The sequence below is a fragment of the Streptomyces sp. NPDC088194 genome (assembly GCF_040702025.1).
Classification (GTDB): Bacteria; Actinomycetota; Actinomycetes; order Streptomycetales; family Streptomycetaceae; genus Actinacidiphila.
Window position 1 is genome coordinate 1 of record NZ_JBFBIV010000090.1, and the last position, 20,128, is coordinate 20,128.

The window sequence follows — 20,128 nt, forward strand, 5'->3', positions numbered from 1 at the left end:
CACCAACTCTTGCCACAACAAACTCTTCCCCTACCCCCCCCTCTGCCGAAGTTGCCCGCGGGCTCCGGCCCCCCCCCCACCCCCCCCGGGGGGGTGCCGTCCTTCCGCGGAAGGACGGCACCCCCCAAGGGGCGCGGGGAACTGCGCGACAAGCCCCCACCGGCAGGTGGTCCCTCCACCGGCCGGACGGGGCACCCCGGGGGGTCAGGCGCCCGCGAGCTCCGCGAGCAAAGCCCCGTTGAAGGTGAAGGCGAGGCGGGACTCGGCGATGACGCGGTCCCGGTCGGCGGCGTCGAGCGGCATCGCGTCCAGCAGGGTGCGGTACTCCCGCTTGAAGGCGGCCGGGTTGGGGATCGCGTCGAAGACGTAGAACCGCACGCCGTCCCCCTTGTGGTCGAAGCCCCACGTCTTCTGCGCGGTGTCGCGCACCACCTGCCCGCCGGAGAGGTCGCCGAGGTAGCGGGTGTAGTGGTGCGCGACGTAACCGGCCGGCCAGGTGGCGGCGACCTCGGCGATCCGCGCGGTGTACGCGGCGGTGGCCGGCACCGGGACCGCCTTCCGCCGCCACCCGGGGCCGCGCAGGTGGTCCAGGTCGCGCTCCAGCGAAGGCACCCGCAGGAGTTCGGGGTACAGGAACGGCCCGGCCACCGGATCGTCGGCGAGCGCGGCGGAGCCGTCCTCCAGCGCGCGGTACACGAACCACAGTTGCTCGGTGTAGCGGGCGTACGCCTCGACGCCGAGACGGCCCCCGAGCATGTCGCTCATGAACTCCGTGTTGTTCACCTGGGTGTGCAGGTCCTGGCTCGCGGTGCGGATGACGGTGGAGAAGGGGGCGGCGACGGGCAGCGGCGACAAGGGGAACTCCTGAACATCGGTCGGGCGGGGACTCAGGTCTACCTAAGTAAGGCTTACCTAACTTCTTTCGTCAAGACCTTGCCGACACCCCGTCGGTAAAGGTTGCACGGGAACACTTCCACCCCGAGTGGCTGTTCAATCCAGCCAGGAGGCAGGATGGCCTCAACCGTGGGCGTACCGTGTCGAGTACCGCCGGTGGCCCCGGGGGCGAGGGAAGGAGCTCGATGGCAGGCAGGAACAGGTTGTCCGGCTGGTTGCGCCGAGGCGCGGACAGCGGGTCGTCCTCCTCGACCGCCGCCCGCCCCGCCCGGGCGCCGCGCTCCGCCCGCGGCTCCCGCTCCCGCCCCTCCGTGCCCGACCCGCGGCGCGACGAACTGACCCGGGCCGCCGCCCAGGCCGGCTACCGGCTGGTGCCCGCCGCCCACCCCGAGGGCTTCGGCTGTTCCTGCGAGCGGATCGGCTGCCCCATCCCGGGCCTGCACCCGATCTCGCTGGCCTGGCAGACCCAGGCGTCCACCGAGCCGCAGCGCGTCGAGGACTGGCTGCGCACCAACCCGCTGGCGAACTTCGTCACCGCGACCGGCATCGGCCACGACGTGCTCGACGTCCCCGCGGACGCGGGCCGGCTCGCCCTGGAGCGGCTGACCGTCGACGCCGCCACGATCGGGCCGGTCGCCGCCTACGGCGAGGACCGGCTGATGTTCTTCACCGCGACCCGCGGCACCCCCGCCGACGAGGACGAGTGGTGGCCCTGCGAGCTGGACAGCCACCCCGAGACCGCCGACGAGCACCCCGGCATCCGCTGGCACTGCCGCGGCAGCTACGTCCTGCTGCCGCCCGCGCGGCTGCCCTCCGGGAACTCCGTCCAGTGGCTCGACGGCCACGGCCCCGACCTGCCGCTGCCCGACCCGCTGCCCGTACTCGCCGTCCTCACCGACGCCTGCGCCCAGTTCGGCTACGAGTTCGAGCCCGAGTCCGTCGCGTGGGGCCGCTGAGCGAACCCCGGGCAAGCACGCGGCGAGCCGCACTCACCCAGGGGCACCCGTCCTACTCACCCTTCGCGGAGACCAGTCCCGTCAGGCTGCTGAGGAACGTCACCTTCGCGCCGGCCTTCCTCGGCGGCACGGCCACCATGTTCTGGGCGACGCGGGCGAGGGTGATCGACGTCTTGGGGGTGCCCGAGGTGAGCGCCTTCGTGTCCTTGTCGAGCGTGAGCCGGTACCCCGCGCGGAAGGTCGCCCGGGACTGGTGGCGCGAGCCGAAGAAGACGATCGCGCCGCCGTCGGTGGTGCGCAGCGCGATGGGCGCGAAGTCGCCGGAGATGTCGGGCTGATCGGCGTACTGGGTCACGGTGTCGGCGGTCCGCGCGGACTTCTCGTGGCTCGTCTTGAGGCCGGAGGTGGCCGGCCCGTCCGTGAACACCTGTGCCGGGCCGGCCCCGTTCTTCCCGTCGTCCTTCCCGCTGTCCAGGTAGTCGGTGTACTGCGCGCTCAACTGCCCCGGCTGGACCTGCAGATCGGTGCCCGCCAGCGGCAACGCCTCGGCGTGGCCGTGCTTGTCGACCGCGAAGTGCGGCAGCGCGTCGGGCGTGGCCACCCCCAGGAAGTCCGCCATCCACGGCTCGTCGGGGCCGCCGCGGCGGAACGCCAGCAGCCAGCGCGAGTCGCCGTTGCGGTCGGTCTGCGCCTCCGCCACGAAGAACTTCGGCCAGCCGCGCTGCTCGGGGATGAGGAACTTCGCGTGCGAGAACTTCAGCGCCGAGTAATCCGCGTTCCCCTGCGGGTTGTTGGCGTGCTTGGCCCGTACCCCGGCCTGGTCGATCGTGCCCAGTGGCCCGGCCTCGATGGCCGCGATCGCCTGCTCGTCGTACGACTTGGTCGCCTTGTTGTTCTGCGCGGCGAAGTTCGCCAGCACCTTGGCCGCCTCGGCGGGCCGTATCGACGGGATGAGTGCGCGCTCGCCGTGCACCGTCACGCAACCGGCCAGCGGCACGGTCAGCGCGATGGCGGCGGCCCCGAGGCACAACCTGCGGCGGATCATGGCGCGTCGGCTCTCCTTCGTACCCGGTGGGATCGCCGCAAACCCTACCGGGCGCCGCCCGTCAAGGGAGCGTGAGTACCTCGGCTCCTTCGGCCGTCACGACCAGCGTGTGCTCGAACTGGGCAGTCCGCTTGCGGTCCTTGGTGACGACCGTCCAGCCGTCCTCCCACAGGTCGTACTCGTACGTGCCCAGCGTCAGCATCGGCTCGATGGTGAAGGTCATCCCCGGCTGCATCACCGTGGTCGCCCGCGGGTCGTCGTAGTGCGGGATCACCAGGCCCGAGTGGAAGGCGGTGTGGATGCCGTGCCCGGTGAAGTCGCGCACCACGCCGTACCCGAAGCGCTTCGCGTACGACTCGATCACCCGCCCGATCACGTTGATCCGGCGGCCCGGCCGCACCGCCTTGATCGCGCGCTCCAGCGCCTCCCGGGTGCGCTCCACCAGCAGCCGCGACTCCTCGTCCACGTCCCCGACGAGATACGTCGCGTTGCAGTCGCCGTGCACGCCGTTGATGTACGCGGTCACGTCCAGGTTGACGATGTCGCCGTCCCGCAGCACCGACGAGTCCGGGATGCCGTGGCAGATCACCTCGTTGACCGAGGTGCACAGCGACTTCGGGAAGCCGCGGTAGCCCAGGTCCGACGGGTACGCCTTGTGGTCGACCATGTACCCGTGGGCGATCCGGTCCAGCTCGTCCGTGGTCACCCCGGGCGCCACGGCCTTCGCCGCCGCCTCCATCGCCCGCGCGGCGATCCGCGAGGCGATCCGCATCCGTTCGACGGTCTCCTCGTCCTGCACCTCGGGACCCGTGTACGGGGTCGGCCCCGGCTTGCCCACGTACTCGGGGCGCGGGATCGCCCCGGGCACCTGGCGGGCGGGGGAGAGGGTGCCGGGTACGACCAGCGACTGACCAGACATGCCGACGAGTGTATCCACGGGAGATCGGGCACGATGGGAAGGGGCGGCGCCCGGCAACGGGAGGGGCTCGGCCGGGCCGGGCGGCCCGCACCCGCCGGTGAGCGAGAAGGAGAGCGCGATGGCCTTTCACAAGGCGAGCAAGCCCGCGGGGAAGCCGGGGGAGTGGTTCTACTGCCTCAAGCACAAGCGGGTCGAGGAGGGGCCGGACTGCCCCTCCAAGGACCGGTTCGGGCCTTACGCGACGAAGGGTGAGGCCGAGCACGCGATGGAGCGGGTGGCTGAGCGCAACGACGAGTGGGACTCACGGGAGTAGGTGGGGGCGACCCGCCCGGGTGCCCCGTTCTGTCGGGCGAGGGACCACCCCTCGGTGGTGGGCCGGTCGCGCAGTTCCCCGCGCCCCTGGGTGTGTGCGGCTCCTCCGTGCCTCGCTCGGCTGCTCGCCGTTCTCGTTGCGGTCCGTGTCCGGCCGTAGGCCGGTGGCCTGCTGAGCGCGCAGTTCCCCGCGCCCCTGAGTGTGTGCGGCTCTTCCGTTCCTCGCCGCGTCACAGCCGGTGGGTGTTTGTCGCGCCGCCAACGGAAAATGCGTTGCCGGGGGAGTGGTGGGGCGGGCAGATTCGCGCGGGTGAAAGTGAAGGGGCTTCTGCCCGATCTCGCGCCTTGGCGCAGCTCGCGGGACTTCCGGCTGATGTGGTCGGCGGGGGTGGTGACGAACTTCGGCAGTTTTCTGACGATGGTCGCGCTGCCGGTGCAGATCAAGGAGCTGACGGGTTCCGCGGTCGCGGTGGGTGCGGTGGGCGCGGTGGAGTTGGTGCCGCTGATCGTGTTCGGCCTCTACGGGGGCGCGCTCGCCGACGCGGTGGACCGCAAGACGCTGATCGTCGGGGCGGAGGCGGCGCAGGGCCTGCTGGTGGTGGGCCTGCTGCTCAACACGTCGGTCCCGCATCCCGCGGTGTGGCCGCTGTACGCGGGCGCGGCGCTGTCCAGCGCGCTGGCCGGGCTCCAGCGGCCCGCGCTCGACGCGATCGTGCCGCGCATCGTGCCCCGCGACCAGCTCGCGGCGGCCGCGTCGCTGAACGCCCTGCGCTGGCAGATCGGGGCCATCGCGGGCCCCTCCGTCGCGGGCCTGGTGATCGCCTACGCGGGCCTCGGCTGGTCCTACGGCATCGACGCGGTGACCTTCGCCGTCTCGGTCCTCCTCGCCCTGGGGCTGCGCCGCTCGCCCGCCGCGCACGACGCCCGCCCGCCGTCGCTGCGGGGGATCGCCGAGGGGGCGCGGTACGCCTGGAGCCGCAAGGAGTTGCTGGGCACGTACCTGATCGACATGGTCGCGATGTTCTTCGCCTACCCGGCGGCGATCTTCCCCTTCCTGGCGGACGACCTGCACGCGCGGTGGTCGCTCGGCCTGATGTACGCGGCCGGGTCGGTGGGGTCGCTGCTGGTCAGCCTCACCAGCGGGTGGGCCTCGCGGGTGCGCGGACACGGGCGGATGGTGGTGGCCGCGGCGGCGGGCTGGGGGCTGGCGATGGCCTGCGCGGGCTGGTCGGGCCGGATCTGGCTGGTGCTGGTGTTCCTCGCCGCGGCCGGCGCCTGTGACATGGTCAGCGGCATCGGCCGCTCCACCATGTGGAACGCGACCATCCCGGACAGCCTGCGCGGCCGGCTGGCCGGGATCGAGCTGCTGTCGTACTCCACCGGGCCGCAACTGGGCCAGGTCCGCTCCGGCGGGGTCGCCGCGTTGAGCTCCGCGCGGACCTCGGTCTGGTCCGGCGGGCTGGCCTGCGTCGCCTCGGTGGGCCTGCTGGCGCTGGCGCTGCCCGCGCTGATGTCCTACGACTCGCGGGACGCGGCCCCGGTCGACGCCGCCGGCCCCGCCGACCGCCCCGTCCTTTCGGGGTAGCCGCCGGGCGCCGCCGCCCGCGGCATGACCGCCGCGGTCCGCCTGCCGCCCGCGGCATGACCGCCGCGGTCCGCCTGCCGCCCGCGGCATGTCCGCCGCGCCTTCCGCCGCTGTGCCGTCCGTTACTGTCCGGGAGGCGCAGACACCCGCGGGGGCGGGGCGGTGCGAAGATGGGCCGCATGACCGCTGACGATGTGAAGAAGCCCGCCGCCAAGGACCCCTGGGCCCTCCCGGACGTGTCGGCGCTGACGGTGGGAGTGCTGGGCGGAACCGGCGACCAGGGCCGGGGCCTGGCCTACCGCCTGGCGCGGGCCGGCCAGTCCGTGGTGATCGGCTCGCGGGACGCGGCCCGCGCGGAGGCCGCCGCGGCCGAGCTGGCCGCGGGCGAGAAGGGCGCCGCGGGAGTCCAGGGCGCCGAGAACGCGGAGTGCGCCCGCCGCAGCGACATCGTGATCGTGGCGGTCCCGTGGGAGGGCCACGCGAAGACCCTCGAAGCGCTGCGCGAACCCCTCGCCGGCAAGCTCGTGATCGACTGCGTCAACCCGCTCGGCTTCGACAAGCAGGGCGCCTACGCGCTCACCCCCGAGGAGGGCAGCGCCGCCCAGCAGGCCGCCGCGCTCCTCCCGGACTCCCGGGTCACCGCCGCCTTCCACCACCTGTCGGCGGTGCTCCTCCAGGACCCCGCGGTCGAGTCGATCGACACCGACGTCATGGTGCTCGGCGAGTCCCGCGCCGACACCGACCTCGTACAGGCGCTGGCCGGCCGTATCCCCGGTATGCGCGGCGTGTTCGCCGGGCGGCTGCGCAACGCCCACCAGGTCGAGTCCCTGGTGGCCAACCTGATCTCCGTCAACCGCCGTTACAAGGCCCACGCCGGGCTGCGCGTCACTGACGTGTGACGTCCGGCGGCCCGCCGGGCCGCGCCACCCCCGACCACCCCCACCAGCACAGGAGCCCGACCGCCATGCCCCGCCTCGCCCTCTACTCCCTGATCGTGTGCCTGCTGGCCGTGGCGGCCGCGGTGGTGTCCTTCGTCAACGGCCAGTGGATCGGGGTGGTCTGGGTGCTGCTCGCCGGCCTCACCAGCAACATGTGCTGGTACTACTACCGCAAGGCGAAGTTGACGGCCGCGGCCGGGCAGCGCGCCGCCGGCTGACCTGGCGGCGCGGCCAGGCCGTGTTCTGGAGGTCCCTCCCCCCGCCGAAGGCTGTGGGGGAGCACCGGACGCCACGGGCCCCGCCCTTCGGGCGGACGGCGCTCCTCAACACGGCCTAGTGCTTCCAGAACTGGAACAGGTAGTAGCCGTAGCCCGCCATCCAGTCCGGCACCTTGAACCACGTCATCACGTGGTACATCGCGTCGAAGAACTTGACGTTCACCGAGTGGATGTAGAGCACCCCGAAGACCGCGAGCATCCCGAACGGCGCGAACGGCTGCACCTGGCGGCGCACTTCGTAGGACAGCCACGGCTCGATCACGCCGTAGCCGTCAAGGCCGGGGATGGGCAGGAAGTTCATGATGGCCGCGGTCACCTGGAGCAGCGCGAGGAACCCGAGGGCGGCCTGGAAGTCGTGCGGCCAGGAGTCGGCCAGGCCGAGGGTGAACGGCAGCATCAGCAGGATGGCGAAGAGCACGTTGGTGAGCGGGCCCGCCGCCGAGATGAGGCTGTGCCGCAGCCGGCCGCGGATGCGGTTGCGCTCGATGAGCACGGCGCCGCCGGGCAGGCCGATACCGCCGAGGATGACGAAGATCAGCGGCAGCAGGATGGACAGCGCGGCGTTGGCGTACTTCAGCGGGTTCAGCGTGAGGTAGCCCTTGGCCTCGATGCTGGTGTCGCCGCTGTGCAGGGCGGTACGGGCGTGTGCGTACTCGTGCAGGCACAGCGAGAAGAGCCAGCCGGACAGCACGAACAGGAACACCGCGAAGCCGGCGTCGGACGCGTAGCCCGCCCACACCGCCCAGCCGGAGACCACCATCACCGCGGTGATGCCGAGGAACACCGGGCTGATCCGGCGGTTCTCGCCTCGCCTGGTCATGCGCAGCGGGGTGACGGTCATGTGCGGGCTCCTCGCGGGGGCGATCAGCGGGCGTGGTCGGCGGGCGGGGTCGGCGACGGGCGGGTCAGCGGTGTGATGCCGCCCGATCATGCCATCCCGGGCGGCCTCGGACACGTGCCACGTCCGCAAAACGGACGGCGGCGGGCCCTGGTTCCGGCCCGTACCCCGCCGGTACCCGCCGTGCCCGGGCGCCGCCGCGCCGCCGGCCCCGCGCACTTCGTGACACCGGCCACGCCGACTCCGTAAGAATGGGGCCGTGCGATACGCGATCCTCGGCTCCACTCAGGCCCTGCGGGGCGACGGCGAACCCGTCGCGCTCGCGGGCGGCCGGCTGCGCGCGCTGCTCACCGCGCTGGCGTTGCGGCCCGGCCGGGTGGTCGGCGCGGACGTCCTGATCGACGAGGTGTGGGACGGCGAGCCGCCGGCCGGGGCCACCGGGGCGTTGCAGGCGCTGGTCGGGCGGCTGCGGCGGGCGCTGGGACACGACGCGGTCGGGTCGGTCGGCGGCGGCTACCGGCTGGAGGCGGCCCGCGACGACGTGGACCTGTACCGCTTCGAGCGGCTGGCCGAGGAAGGCGCGCAGGCGCTGGCCGAGGGCGACCCGGTGAAGGCCGCCGGGCTGCTCGGCGACGCGCTCGCGCTGTGGCGCGGCCCGGCGCTGGCCGACCTGCCGGACCGGGGCACGGCCGCCGTACGCAGCGAGGCGCTGCGGCTGGACGCCCACCGGCAGCGGCTGACCGCGGAACTCGCGCTCGGCCGGGCCGGGCAGGTGCTGCCCGAACTCGCCGAACTGGCCGCCGAGCACCCCCTGGACGAGCCGCTGCGGGCCCTGCACATCCGCGCCCTGCGCGCCGCCGGCCGTACCGCGGAGGCGCTCACCGCATACGAGGCGGTCCGCCGCGACCTCGCCGACCAGCTCGGCGCCGACCCCGGCGACGAACTGCGCCGCCTGCACGCGGAACTGCTCCACCCGGCACCGGCCGCGCCGTCCGACCGGGCCGGCGAGGGCGACCACGGCCCGCGGAGCCGCCCCGGCGCGACCGGCACGCCGCCCGCCCGTAGCCACGCCCACGCCCGCGCGCACACCCCCGTCCCCGGCGCGGACTCCGCCGACGGCGCGCCCGCGGGCTGGACGTACGACCGCACGCCCGCCGGCGGCGCGGCCGTGGCCGATCAGGACCGGGGCCGTACCGCGGGCGGCCGCGGGCCCGTGGAGTGCGGGCTCGGCAACGCCCGCGCCCGGCTGACCAGCTTCGTCGGACGGGAGAGCGACCTCGCGGCGGTGCGGCAGGACCTCGCGCAGGGGCGGCTGGTGACGATCACCGGCCCGGGCGGCACCGGCAAGACCCGGCTCTCCCAGGAGGCCGGTGACCTGGTCGCGGGCCGCTGGGCCGACGGCGTCTGGTACGCCGAGCTGGCCCCGGTGAGCGACCCGCGCACCCTCCCCGAAGCGGTGATCAGCTCGCTCGGGCTGCGCGAGACGCTGCTGCACTCCGGCGGTGCCGCCGGGGCGGCGATCGCGGCGGAGACCGGCCCGCGCGACGCGGCACGGCAGCTCGCCGACTACTGCTCCAGCCGCGAACTGCTGCTCGTGCTGGACAACTGCGAGCACGTCATCGACGCCGCCGCCACCCTCACGGAGTCGCTGCTGGCGAACTGCCCGGGCCTGTCGGTGCTCGCCACCAGCCGCGAACCGCTCGGCGTGCCCGGCGAGTTGGTGCGCCCGCTGGACCCGCTGCCGGACCCGACCGCGCTGCGCCTGCTCGCCGACCGGGGCGCGGCGGCCCGCCCGGGCTTCTCGGTCGACGACGACCCGGTGGCCTGCGCGGAGCTGTGCCGGCGGCTCGACGGCCTGCCGCTGGCGATCGAGCTGGCCGCGGCCCGGCTGCGCAGCCTGTCGCCCCGGCAGCTCGCCGACCGGCTCGACGACCGCTTCCGCCTGCTCACCGGCGGCAGCCGCACGCTGCTGCCCCGCCAGCAGACCCTGCGCGCCGTCGTCGACTGGTCCTGGGACCTGCTGGACCCCGCCGAGCGCGTCCTGCTGCGCCGGCTCGCCGTCTTCCGCGGCGGCTGCACCCTCGACGCGGTCGAGGCGGTCTGCGCGGACCCCGTGTCCGGCGGGGAGCCCGGCGACCGGACGCCGGCCGGGAGCGCGGCGTCCGCAGCCGAGCGGATAGCGTCGCCGGACGCGGCCGCCCTGCTCGCCTCCCTCGTCGACAAGTCCCTGGTCCTCGCCGAACAGGGCGCGGACGGCTCCCGGTACCGGATGCTGGAGACCATCGCGGAGTACTCCGCCGAGCGGCTCGACGAGTCGGGCGAGCGCGACCGGGTCGCGCGCCGGCACCTGACGTACTTCCGCGAGTACGTCCGCACCGCCGACCCGAAGCTGCGCGGCCGCGGCCAACTCGTCTGGTTCGAGCGGCTGGAGCGCGAGCAGGAGAACCTGCGCGCGGCGCTGCGCCGGGCGGTGGACACCGCCGACGAGCAGGAGGCGCTGATGCTCGTGATCGGCTGCGCCTGGTTCTGGGAGGTGCGCAACCACGTCTCGGAGCGGAAGTACTGGCCGGCTGTGGTGGCGGCGCTGGGCCCGAACCCGTTTCACGAGCCGCCGAGCCTGGTGCCGGTCGAGCGCGGCGTCCTGGACGACCCGCCGCCGTTGGACGGCGAGCGGCTGCTCGAGGCGCGCCGGTACGTCCGCGTGATCGAGCTGGCCGCGCACGACGAGGAGACCGACTGGTGGTCCGACGGGGACATCTCCGCCACCGGCCTCGCCCTGATCGAGACCTATCCGCCGCACCTGCCGCAGTCCGCCCGGCAGCCCGGCATCACCCGCCCCTTCGGCGCGTTCTTCGCCGGGGACTTCACGCGGCTGCACGAGCTGATGGACGAGACCGTCGAGTCCTGCCGCACCTTCGGCCGCACCTGGGAACTGGCCTATTCGCTGCAACTGCGGGCGAAGGTCAACAACGACGTCAGCGAGCGGATGGACGCGGCGCTGGCGGACATCAGCGAGAGCCGCGAGCTGTTCCAGCAACTCGGCGACGAGTGGGGCACGGCCGAGACGATGTCGGCCGAGGCCGAGGCCGCGGGCAACATGGGGGACTGGCACCGGGCGATCGAGTGCTGCCGCGAGGGCATCGAGCTGGCCCGCAAGATGGGCGCGCACCAGCACGTCCCGGTGGTGACCGTCCGGCTCGGCGACGCGCTGGCGAGCGTCGGCGAGGTGGTGGAGGGCGAGCGGGTGATGCGGGAGGGCATCGCGGACGCCGAGCGGTTCGGTTCGGCCGCCGACGGCGCCGCCTTCTTCGGCAAGGTGCAACTCGCCAATCTGCTCAACCGCCTGGAGCGGGTGCCCGAGGCGAGGGAGCTGATCGAGAGAACCATCCAGGACACCCGTGCGAGCGGCTCGCCGATACCGGGCTTCGTGGTCGGGATGCTCAACGGCATGAAGGGCTACCTGATGGGCCGGGCCGGTGAGCCGGCGGCCGGCCTCGCGCTGCTGGCCGAGGGCGTCACCGAACTCAGCGGCCATCCGCTGGCCGAGGTGATCACCCCCCGGCTGGCGATCGTGATCTCACCCGGCGTCGTGGAACTGCTGGTCCTGCTCGCCGAATCCGAACCCGGGGTCAAGCCGGAGCGGCTGATCCGCGCGGCCAAGCTGCTGTCCGCGCACGACCGGCTGCGCCCGCTGGCGATCGCACCGCTGGAGGCCCGCCACATCGACAGGACCCGCCGCCGGCTGCGCGAACTGCTCGGCGAGGACGGATACGCCGCCGCGTACGCCGCGGGCGACGGCCTCGGTGTCGCCGAGGCCGTCGCCTTGATGCGCGAGGCGAACTGATGCGCGAGACGAACTGACGGTCCCTCGGGCGGCACCCGCGTGCGGTGCCGCCTTCGGCCGGTCACGTCTTCTTGCGGAACCGCGCCACCGCCAGCGGCGCCGTCACCACGGTGATGCCGATCGACCAGGCCACCACCATCCACACCGAGTGCGCCACCGGGCCGCCGTTGATCAACGCCCTTGACGCGTCGGCCAGGTTGGAGAGCGGATTGACCTTGGTGAAGCTCTCCAGCCAGCCCGGCATCGTGGTCGGCTTGGCGAAGATGGAACTGCCGAACTGCAACGGCATGAGCACGAGCATGGCCACTCCCTGGACCGCCTGGGCGGTCTTCATCGTCAGGCCCAGCAGGATGAAGATCCACATCAGCGAGGCGCCGAAGACCAGGGACAGCAGCACCGACATCAGCAGGTGCGGGACGTCCGTTCCGACGCTCATGCCGAGCGCGAAGCCCATGCCGAGCAGGATCGCCATCGCGATCATCATCCGGCCGACCTCGACCACGATCTTCGCGATCAGCACCGAGGACCGCGCGATCGGCATCGTGCGGAACCGGTCCATGACCCCCTTGCGGAAGTCGTCGTTGATGCCGGTCCCGACCGCCATGGCGATGTTCATGCCCATCATCGCCATCAGGCCGGGGACCACGTAGTTCACGTACGCGTGCTGGTGCCCCTTGCCGGAGACCGCGCCGCCGAAGACGTAGACGAAGAGCAGGGTGAAGATCACCGGCATCAGCAGGACGTCGAACATCGACTCCGGGTCCTGCTTGATCTGGAGCATGTTGCGGCGGGCCAGGGCACCGATGTGCCGGAGGTTGGCCCGCAGGCCGATCCTGCCCTCGTTCGCCGTGACCTTCGCCGGTGCGGCCAGGGTGGCCGATGCCGCGCTCATACCGAGACCTCCACGTTCTGCTGTGCGTCCGTCATGCTGTGCGGGGCGGCCGGGCCGGGCCCGTCGTCGCCGGTGGGCCCGTCCTCCGCGGCCGACGCCTTCTGGCCGGTCACGGCGAGGAACACCTCGTCCAGGCTGGGCAGATGGGTCTCGATGTGCGCGATGCCGAAGCCGCGGGCGCCCAGCAGTCCCACCACGGCGGTGAGCTGGTCGTCGCTGAGGATCGGCACGCTGACCAGGCCGTCGTCGTCGGTGCGGGCGCCCGCGACGCCGTCGAGCCCGGCCTCGGCGATCGCGGCGGCCATCCCGGCGGCCTCTGCGGCCTCGCTCGGCCTGATCCGCAGGGTCCGCCCGCCGACCTTCGCCTTCAGCTCGGCGACCTTGCCGCCGGCGATGATCCGGCCGCGGTCGATGACCGTCAGCTCGTGGGCGAGCTGCTCGGCCTCCTCCATGTACTGGGTGGTGAGCAGCACCGTCGCCCCCTCGGCGACCATCCGCTGCACCTCCTCCCACACCTCGTTGCGGGTGCGCGGGTCCAGGCCCGTGGTCGGCTCGTCCAGGTAGAGCACCGCGGGGCGGCCGATCATGCTCGCCGCCAGGTCGAGGCGGCGGCGCATACCGCCGGAGTACTGCATCGCCGGCCGCTTGGCGGCCTCGGTGAGCGAGAAGCGCTCCAGCAGCTCGTCGGCGCGGGACCTGGCCTCCTTGCGGGGCAGGTCGAGCAGCCGCCCGATCATGTACAGGTTCTCCCGGCCGGAGAGCTTCTCGTCGACCGAGGCGTACTGCCCGGTCATCCCGATCACCCGGCGCAGCTGCCGGGGTTGCTTGAGTACGTCGTAGCCCGCCACGTGGGCGCTGCCGGCGTCCGGCCGCACCAGCGTGGACAGCACCCGTACGAGCGTGGTCTTGCCGGCCCCGTTCGGGCCGAGGACGCCGAGCACCGTGCCCTGGCGCACTTCCAGATCCACCCCGTCGAGGGCTTTGGTCGGGCCGTAGTGCTTGACCAGACCGCGCACCTCGACGGCGGCGGTCCCACCGTTCTCTGTCAGTCGCGTCGTCATGTCCACCACCATGCAGGGCCCCACCGACACGGCACCGATATCCCACCGACAGCGATATGTCGGCGGGATATCGGTGACGAAAGCAGCAGGTCAGCGCGGTGGTGACGAGACGGTGCGGCGATCGTCGGGCGCCCGGCGGGTCAGCCGGCGGTGCCGCGCGGGCGGTCCGTGGGCTGCGCGCCGGCCTGCGGGATGCTCAGCAGCAGGGTGCCGTCAGCGGCGCGCACCTCGAACCGGCTGATCGCCGTGGGGTGCATCCCGGTGGCGCCGCTCACGGTCAGCGCCTTGGGCTGCTCGCCCGTGCCGTACCCGCCCTGCGGCACCGACCAGGTCGCGACGGTCTCCCGGGAGTCGTCGCGGCCCACGGCGTCCAGGTGGCAGTGGTCCGGGCCGCGCACCCCGGCCAGCCGGAGGCTGACCGCGGTGCCCCACGCCTTGTCGGTGAGCCCGACGACGGCGGACACCCCGGTCGACGGGTCGCGCGCCGAGTCCTGCGCGCCCGGGAGGGCACTGGCGGCAGGGGTGGCGGTGCCGTCGTGGGTGGCCAGCACCGCGACGGTGGGCCCGCCGACGACCAGCGCCGCGGCCACCGCGACCGCGACCAGCCGCCGCCTGCGGCGGGCCCGGCGCTCGCCGGAGACCTGCCGCAGCAGCCGGTCCAGCAGCGCGTCGCCGGGCGGCTCGGGGAAGCCGATCCCGTCCTCCCGCAGCTCGGCGAGGACCGGCACCACCCCGCTCAGCTCGTCCAGCTCCCGCCCGCACTCGTCGCACCCGGCCAGGTGCTCCTCGAACGCCGACATCTGCGCGTCGTCGAGGGCCCCGAGCAGATAGGCGCCCACGTCCACATGAGGCGTCATGGGGTTCACGAGGTGGTCACCCCTCTCTCCTCCAGTGCGTTCCGTGCGGCGCGCAGCGCGTAGAAGACCCGGGACCGTACGGTGCCGGGCGGCAGCCCCAGCTCCTCGGCCGCCTCGCTGACTGTACGGCCCTTGAAGTACGTCTCGACGAGCGCTTCGCGGTGGGCGGGGGACAGGTCCTGGAGGGCGTCGGAGATCGTCATCAGGCGCAGTGAGCGCTCCAGTTCGTCGCGCGCCGGCAGCAGGTCCAGGGCGGCGGGGGAGGTCTCGGGGGGCCGGGCCTGCCGGCTGCGGTGGCCGTCGATCACGATCCGCCGGGCGACGGTGACCAGCCAGGGCCGCAGCGACCTGGCCGCCGGGTCGAGCTGCGCCGCGCTCTTCCAGGCCCGCAGCAGCGTCTCCTGCACGACGTCCTCGGCGAGGTGGCGGTCGCCCGCGACGAGCTTGAGGACGTAGGTGAACAGGGCGCCCGCGTGCTCGCGGTACAGCGCCCGCATGAGGTCTTCCTCCGGGACCGCGCCGTCGGGCCCCGACCCCGACCCGGGCGCGGGCTCGGCACCGGACACCGGCCCAGCACCGGGCGCGGGCTCGGCACCGGCCACCGCACCGGGCCGGGCCGTGCCGTCGGGCCCGGGCGGGCCGGCCGGCCGCGCCGCACCGGCCTGTTCCGGTAGCTCCGGAGGGGGTCCGTCCACGGGCGCATCCTGCCGCACCGGCGGCTCCCGGTCGAGTTCGCGTATCGCGGATCGAGACATCAGCGGGTGGCTTTCCAAGGGTGGCGGGTCGCCGCGGCGGCGGCGCTCACGCCCTCCATACGGACCCGCGGCCGGAACGTCTCATCCGGGAGGCGGAAAAGCCGCGGAAGGCGCAGGCGGGCGGGCCCGGACACACCCGGACCCGCCCGCCTCGCCCCCCCGACGTCAGTGGAAGGTGTGCTCCTCGGCCGGGAACTCCCCGCCCACCACGTCCTGCGCGTACGCCTTCGCCGCGTCACCCAGGGTGCGGCGCAGGTCGGCGTACTGCTTGGTGAAGCGCGGCACCTTGCCGCCGGTCATCCCGGCCATGTCGGTCCACACCAGCACCTGCGCGTCGGTGTCGGGGCCGGCGCCGATGCCGATCACGGGGATCTCCAGGGTGCGGGTGATCTCGGCGGCGACCTCGCTCGGCACCAGTTCCAGCACCAGCGCGAAGGCGCCCGCCTCCTGCGCGGCCTTGGCGTCCTGCATCAGGCGGTGCGCCGCCTCGTCGCCACGGCCCTGCACGCGGTAGCCCAGGGTGTGCACGGACTGCGGGGTCAGGCCCATGTGCGACATGACCGGGATGCCGGCCTCGACCAGCGCCTCGGTCTGGGCCAGCGAGCGCTTGCCGCCCTCCAGCTTCACCGCGCCGACGCCGGCCTCCTTCACCAGCCGGGTCGCGCTGCGCAGGGCCTGCACCGGGCCCTCCTGGTACGAGCCGAAGGTCAGGTCGCCGACGATCAGGGCCCGCCGGGTGCCGCGGACGACGGCGGCGGACAGCATCGTCATGTGGTCGAGCGTGACCGGCACGGTGGTGTCGTAGCCGAGGTGACAGTTGCCCATCGAGTCACCGACCAGCAGCACGGGGATGCCCGCCTCGTCGAAGACGGACGCGGTCATCGCGTCGTACGCGGTGAGCATGGGCCACTTCTCGCCGCGCTCCTTGGCGGCGCCCAGATCACGCACGGTCACCCGGCGGGAGCCGGTCCCGCCGTAGAGCGCCTTGGGGTTGTCGGCTGGGTTCTGGGCAGCCGGAAGTTGCGTCATGGTGACGGCTCCTTCATGTCATCTCGAGGCGCCCTGACGGCGTCCCCGGACCACCTCCCATGCTGACACGCCCGGCGCCGCGCCGAAAGCCCTCCGCTGAGGTGCTGCTTTTACCCGGGCTTTACGATACGAGACGGGGCCGTATCGTAAATGGGGTACCCTCGTGCAATGGCCGCTGATGTGATAGTCACCAAGGTGCCCGAGGCGATCCATCGCCGCCGCTGGGCGATTCTCACCGTGTTGCTGTTCAGCCTGCTCGTCGTGGTGCTGGACAACTCGATCCTCAACGTGGCGATGAAGACGATCGCCCAACCCGCCCCGACCGGACTCGGCGCCAGCCAGAGCGAGTTGGAGTGGGCGATCAACTCGTACACCCTGGTCTTCGCCGGCCTGCTGTTCACCGCGGGCCTGCTCGGCGACCGGCTGGGCCGCAAGAAGGTGCTGCTCTTCGGCATGTTCGTGTTCGGCGGCGGCTCCGCGCTGTCCGCGTTCGCCGGCTCCGCGGGCGAACTGATCGCCTGGCGCGGCGTGATGGGCCTGGGCGGCGCGTTCATCATGCCCGCCACCCTCGCCATCATCATGAACGTCTTCGAGCGCGAGGAGCAGCCGCGCGCCATCGGCATCTGGGCGGGCGTGGTCGGCCTGGCCATCGCGGTCGGCCCGATCACCGGCGGCCTGCTGCTCCAGCACTTCTGGTGGGGCTCGGTCTTCCTGGTCAACGTGCCGATCGTGGTCGCCGCGCTGATCGCGATGTTCCTGATCGTGCCCGACTCCAAGGACCCGCGGCCCGGCCGGCTCGACCCGGTCGGCGTGCTGCTGTCCATCGCCGGCCTGGTGCTGCTCATCTACGGCATCATCAAGGGCGGCCAGTACGGCGACTTCACCCGCCCGGAGGTGTGGGCCACCTCCGTGGGCGGCCTCGCCATCCTCGGCGGCTTCGTCTGGTACGAGGCGCGCAGCGACCACCCGGCCCTGGACGTCGCCTACTTCAAGAAGCGGCAGTTCTCCGCCTCGGTCGCCGCGATCGGCCTGGTCTTCTTCGCGCTGATGGGCGTGACCTTCTTCATCGTCTTCTACACCCAGTCGGTCCGCGGCTACAGCGCCCTCCAGTCCGGCCTGCTGCTGCTCCCGCTGGCCGCCGCCCAGATGGTGTTCGCGCCGCGCGCCCGGCTGCTGGTCGACAAGCTCGGCGCCCGGGTGGTGTGCGCCGGCGGCATGGTGCTGACCGGGCTGTCCTTCCTCGGCTTCCTCATGCTCGGCCAGTCCACCCCGATCTGGGAGCTGGAGGTGCTGTTCTTCGTGATGGGCACCGCGATGGCGCACGTCATGCCGCCCGCCACCGTGATGATCATGTCGTCGCTGCCGCGCGAGAAGGCCGGCTCCGGCTCCGCGGTCAACAACACCTTCCGGCAGGTCGGCGGCGCCCTCGGCGTGGCCGTGCTCGGCTCGGTGATGTCCACCGTCTACCGCAACGGCATCAGCACCCACCTCGGCAGCCTGCCCGCCGACAAGCGGCACGCGGCCGGCGAGTCGATCGAGGCGACCCTCGGCGTCGCGCAGAAGATCGGCCCGCGCGGCAACGTGCTGATCCAGCCCGCCAACGACGCGTTCATCCACGCCATGCACATCACGGCGGCCGCCTCCGCCGCGGTCGCGATCATCGGCGGCGTGATCGCGCTCGCCTTCCTGCCCCCCAAGGACGCACCGGCGCGCGCGGCCGGCGGCGGCTCGGAGGAGCGGGAGATGGTGGGAGTCGAGCAGTGACGGTGGGCACTTCCCCGGGCGGTGCCGCGGACCGTACGCCGGACGGTACGGCGGCGGTCACGGCACCGCGCGGACGCCCGCGCAACGCGGCCGTCGACCGTACGGTCATCGACACCGTGCTGCGGCTGATCTCCGAGGGCACGTCGATCGGCGACCTGACCATGGAGGGCATCGCCCGGGAAGCGGGCGTCGGCAAGGCGACGGTGTACCGGCGCTGGTCCGGCAAGGACGCGCTGCTGTTCGACGTGCTCGACACCGTGGACCCGCCACCACCGGTCAGCCGCACCGGCGACCTGCGTACGGACCTGGTCTGCGCGGTCGAGTTCATCCGCCGGCACAGCCTCGCCAAGCGGGAGTCCGCGCTGCTGCGGACCATGGTGACGCAGATGCAGAGCAACCCGCGGCTGTGGAAGCGCTACCACGACACCGTCATCGCCGGCCGCCGCCAGATGCTCAGGGCGCTGCTGGAGCGCGGCATCGCCACCGGCCAGATCCGTCCCGAACTCGGTACCGACCTCGAACTGCTCTGCGACATGGTGGCCGGTCCCGTGCTCGCCCGCGCCACCCTGCGCCCGGACTCCTCGCTCCCCGAGGACCTCGCCGACCGCGTGGTGGACACCCTCCTGGACGGGATGCGCCCCCGCGACTGACCCGTCGCCTGTCACCCGTCGCCCGTCGCCCGTCACCCGTCACCGTCATCCGTCCTCGTCAGCGGCCGGCGGCCCACCCGGAGAATCCGGTGGGCCGCCGGCCGCTGTGTGATGGTCTTGTCACAGTCCTCCCGGTAAGTGCCGTGCCGCGGAACCCGACACCCCCGTCAAGCCGTCGGTTCACATACGAATCCCGTAGTGTCGCCTCGGGTCGGTCGCACGGATCTCCGCGTGGGAACTCCGTGTCGGCACTCCGCGGTTGAAGGAGCGGTGTCCGGTGAGCCGGGGACCGACGACAGCGCGGCAGACGCACCTGCCGGGCGGTGCGACGCCGCGGAGATCCGACGACAGGCCCTAGGGTTCTGAAGCACCCGCAAGCGGCAGGCAAGGACTTCTATGACGCAGGCGCAGAACAGCACGGACGCGAGCACGGACGGCGGCGACCCGGCAGGGTCGGGAGCCGCGTCCGGAGCCCGAGACCGGCTGCGCGCCCGCTTCCTGCGATGGTGGCGGCCGGACGGGATGTGGCGGCGCGGGATCGCGACGGCGGTGGTCGCCGTGGTGCTGACCGGCCTGCTGGTCTTCCACGCGCGGGTGCCGAACCGGGTCGGCAACCTCGGCAGCCTGCTGGAGACGTTCCTGCCCTGGCTCGGGCTGATCGTGCCGGTGCTGCTGGTGGTGGCGGTGCTGCGCCGCTCGGTCACCGCGCTGATCGCGGTGGTGCTGCCGGCCGTGGTGTGGTTCAACCTCTTCGGCGGGCTGATGACCGACAAGTCCGGGTCCGGCGGCGACCTGACCGTGCTCACGCACAACGTCAACGCCGAGAACCCCGACCCCGACGGCACCGCCAAGGACGTGATCGCCGCCCACGCCGACCTGGTCGCCCTGGAGGAGCTGGCCTCCAACGAGGTGTCCCGCTACAGCCGCGACCTCGCCGCCGCGTATCCGTACCACTCCGTGCAGGGCACCGTCGGGCTGTGGAGCAAGTACCCGCTCAGCTCGGTCCGCCCGGTCGACATACGGCTGGGCTGGACCCGGGCCATGCGCGCCACCGCCGACACCCCGCACGGGAAGGTCGCGGTGTACGTGGCGCACATGCCGTCGGTGCGGGTGAAGTTCGACGCGGGCTTCACCGCCGGGCAGCGCGACCGGGCCGCCGACGCGCTCGGCAAGGCGATCGCCGCGGAGCAACTGCCGCACGTGGTGCTCCTCGGCGATCTCAACGGCACGATGAACGACCGCGCGCTCGCCTCCGTCACCTCCCAGATGCGCTCCACCCAGGGCGCGGCCGGCAACGGCATGGGCTTCAGCTGGCCGGCGTCCTTCCCGATGGCGCGGATCGACCAGATCATGGTCAGGGGAATCGAGCCGGTGTCCTCCTGGACCCTCCCCAGAACCGGCAGCGACCACCTCCCGGTGGCAGCGAGGCTCGAACTGCCCTGACGGGCCCCTCCGGGGTGCCCCTGTCCGCCGGCTGCCCGACAAGCCGCCGCGGACCGCGAGGTCCCTCC

The 20,128-nt window shown here is 73.0% G+C and carries 18 protein-coding genes; 9 read left to right on the forward strand and 9 right to left on the reverse strand.

From position 1 onward, the window contains the following. Nucleotides 1-204: 204 nt before the first annotated feature. Complete coding sequence (locus AB0399_RS33135; protein ID WP_366413828.1) at nt 205-855, reverse strand: biliverdin-producing heme oxygenase; 651 nt, start codon at nt 853-855, stop codon at nt 205-207. 224 nt (nt 856-1,079) lie between these two features. Here AB0399_RS33135 and AB0399_RS33140 point away from each other — a divergent pair, with 224 nt between their 5' ends. After that, nucleotides 1,080-1,850 (forward strand): bifunctional DNA primase/polymerase, encoded by a 771-nt coding sequence (locus tag AB0399_RS33140; RefSeq protein WP_329370114.1) that lies wholly within the window; start codon nt 1,080-1,082, stop codon nt 1,848-1,850. 52 nt (nt 1,851-1,902) lie between these two features. Here AB0399_RS33140 and AB0399_RS33145 read toward each other — a convergent pair whose 3' ends face one another. Together AB0399_RS33145 and map are read right to left on the reverse strand one after the other, a co-directional pair. Beyond that, entirely contained in the window at nt 1,903-2,895 is a 993-nt protein-coding gene (locus AB0399_RS33145) for a hypothetical protein (RefSeq protein WP_366413829.1), read from the reverse strand. A gap of 61 nt (nt 2,896-2,956) precedes the next feature. Further along, nucleotides 2,957-3,814 carry a type I methionyl aminopeptidase gene (gene map / locus AB0399_RS33150; RefSeq protein ID WP_366413830.1) on the reverse strand — a complete coding sequence of 286 codons (858 nt, stop codon included), beginning with the start codon at nt 3,812-3,814 and terminating at the stop codon, nt 2,957-2,959. A 118-nt stretch (nt 3,815-3,932) separates the two neighbouring features. On the opposite strand from map, the gene AB0399_RS33155 reads away from it, so the two are divergent. The 4 genes from AB0399_RS33155 to AB0399_RS33170 all read left to right on the forward strand — a co-directional run bounded on the left by AB0399_RS33155 (nt 3,933) and on the right by AB0399_RS33170 (nt 6,867). Then, complete coding sequence (locus AB0399_RS33155) at nt 3,933-4,127, forward strand: hypothetical protein (RefSeq protein WP_329370120.1); 195 nt, start codon at nt 3,933-3,935, stop codon at nt 4,125-4,127. Between the two features lie 315 nt (nt 4,128-4,442). Beyond that, nucleotides 4,443-5,711 (forward strand): MFS transporter, encoded by a 1,269-nt coding sequence (locus AB0399_RS33160; RefSeq protein ID WP_366413837.1) that lies wholly within the window; start codon nt 4,443-4,445, stop codon nt 5,709-5,711. Between the two features lie 179 nt (nt 5,712-5,890). Beyond that, nucleotides 5,891-6,610, forward strand: a complete 720-nt coding sequence (gene npdG, locus AB0399_RS33165; RefSeq protein ID WP_328463306.1) for an NADPH-dependent F420 reductase — start codon at nt 5,891-5,893, stop codon at nt 6,608-6,610. A gap of 65 nt (nt 6,611-6,675) precedes the next feature. Next, entirely contained in the window at nt 6,676-6,867 is a 192-nt protein-coding gene (locus tag AB0399_RS33170; protein WP_328463304.1) for a hypothetical protein, read from the forward strand. 115 nt (nt 6,868-6,982) lie between these two features. Here the strand turns inward: AB0399_RS33170 and AB0399_RS33175 are convergent, their stop codons facing one another. Continuing rightward, nucleotides 6,983-7,768: a site-2 protease family protein gene (locus AB0399_RS33175; protein ID WP_329370125.1), complete on the reverse strand. Its 786-nt coding sequence runs from the start codon at nt 7,766-7,768 to the stop codon at nt 6,983-6,985. A gap of 256 nt (nt 7,769-8,024) precedes the next feature. Here AB0399_RS33175 and AB0399_RS33180 point away from each other — a divergent pair, with 256 nt between their 5' ends. Beyond that, nucleotides 8,025-11,609: a BTAD domain-containing putative transcriptional regulator gene (locus tag AB0399_RS33180; RefSeq protein WP_366413831.1), complete on the forward strand. Its 3,585-nt coding sequence runs from the start codon at nt 8,025-8,027 to the stop codon at nt 11,607-11,609. 61 nt (nt 11,610-11,670) lie between these two features. On the opposite strand, the gene AB0399_RS33185 is transcribed toward AB0399_RS33180, so the two are convergent. The 5 genes from AB0399_RS33185 to panB form a co-directional block, all read right to left on the reverse strand. Then, nucleotides 11,671-12,501 (reverse strand): ABC transporter permease, encoded by an 831-nt coding sequence (locus tag AB0399_RS33185; protein ID WP_329370127.1) that lies wholly within the window; start codon nt 12,499-12,501, stop codon nt 11,671-11,673. Beyond that, on the reverse strand, nt 12,498-13,562 hold the full coding sequence (locus AB0399_RS33190; protein ID WP_366413832.1) for an ATP-binding cassette domain-containing protein: 1,065 nt from the start codon (nt 13,560-13,562) through the stop codon (nt 12,498-12,500). Before AB0399_RS33190 ends, AB0399_RS33185 begins: the two co-directional genes overlap by 4 nt. 140 nt (nt 13,563-13,702) lie before the next feature. Then, nucleotides 13,703-14,419 carry a zf-HC2 domain-containing protein gene (locus tag AB0399_RS33195; protein ID WP_329370131.1) on the reverse strand — a complete coding sequence of 239 codons (717 nt, stop codon included), beginning with the start codon at nt 14,417-14,419 and terminating at the stop codon, nt 13,703-13,705. Between the two features lie 5 nt (nt 14,420-14,424). Then, nucleotides 14,425-14,985: a sigma-70 family RNA polymerase sigma factor gene (locus AB0399_RS33200; RefSeq protein ID WP_366413838.1), complete on the reverse strand. Its 561-nt coding sequence runs from the start codon at nt 14,983-14,985 to the stop codon at nt 14,425-14,427. 354 nt (nt 14,986-15,339) lie between these two features. Beyond that, on the reverse strand, nt 15,340-16,203 hold the full coding sequence (panB, locus tag AB0399_RS33205; protein ID WP_329370133.1) for a 3-methyl-2-oxobutanoate hydroxymethyltransferase: 864 nt from the start codon (nt 16,201-16,203) through the stop codon (nt 15,340-15,342). A gap of 168 nt (nt 16,204-16,371) precedes the next feature. On the opposite strand from panB, the gene AB0399_RS33210 reads away from it, so the two are divergent. The 3 genes from AB0399_RS33210 (at nt 16,372) to AB0399_RS33220 (ending at nt 20,060) form a co-directional block, all read left to right on the forward strand. Continuing rightward, on the forward strand, nt 16,372-17,967 hold the full coding sequence (locus tag AB0399_RS33210) for an MFS transporter (protein ID WP_329370135.1): 1,596 nt from the start codon (nt 16,372-16,374) through the stop codon (nt 17,965-17,967). Continuing rightward, nucleotides 17,964-18,617 (forward strand): TetR/AcrR family transcriptional regulator, encoded by a 654-nt coding sequence (locus AB0399_RS33215; protein WP_366413833.1) that lies wholly within the window; start codon nt 17,964-17,966, stop codon nt 18,615-18,617. Before AB0399_RS33210 ends, AB0399_RS33215 begins: the two co-directional genes overlap by 4 nt. A gap of 396 nt (nt 18,618-19,013) precedes the next feature. Next, a complete protein-coding gene (locus AB0399_RS33220) occupies nt 19,014-20,060 on the forward strand; it encodes an endonuclease/exonuclease/phosphatase family protein (protein ID WP_329370139.1) in 1,047 nt (348 codons plus the stop codon). Nucleotides 20,061-20,128: the final 68 nt, after the last annotated feature.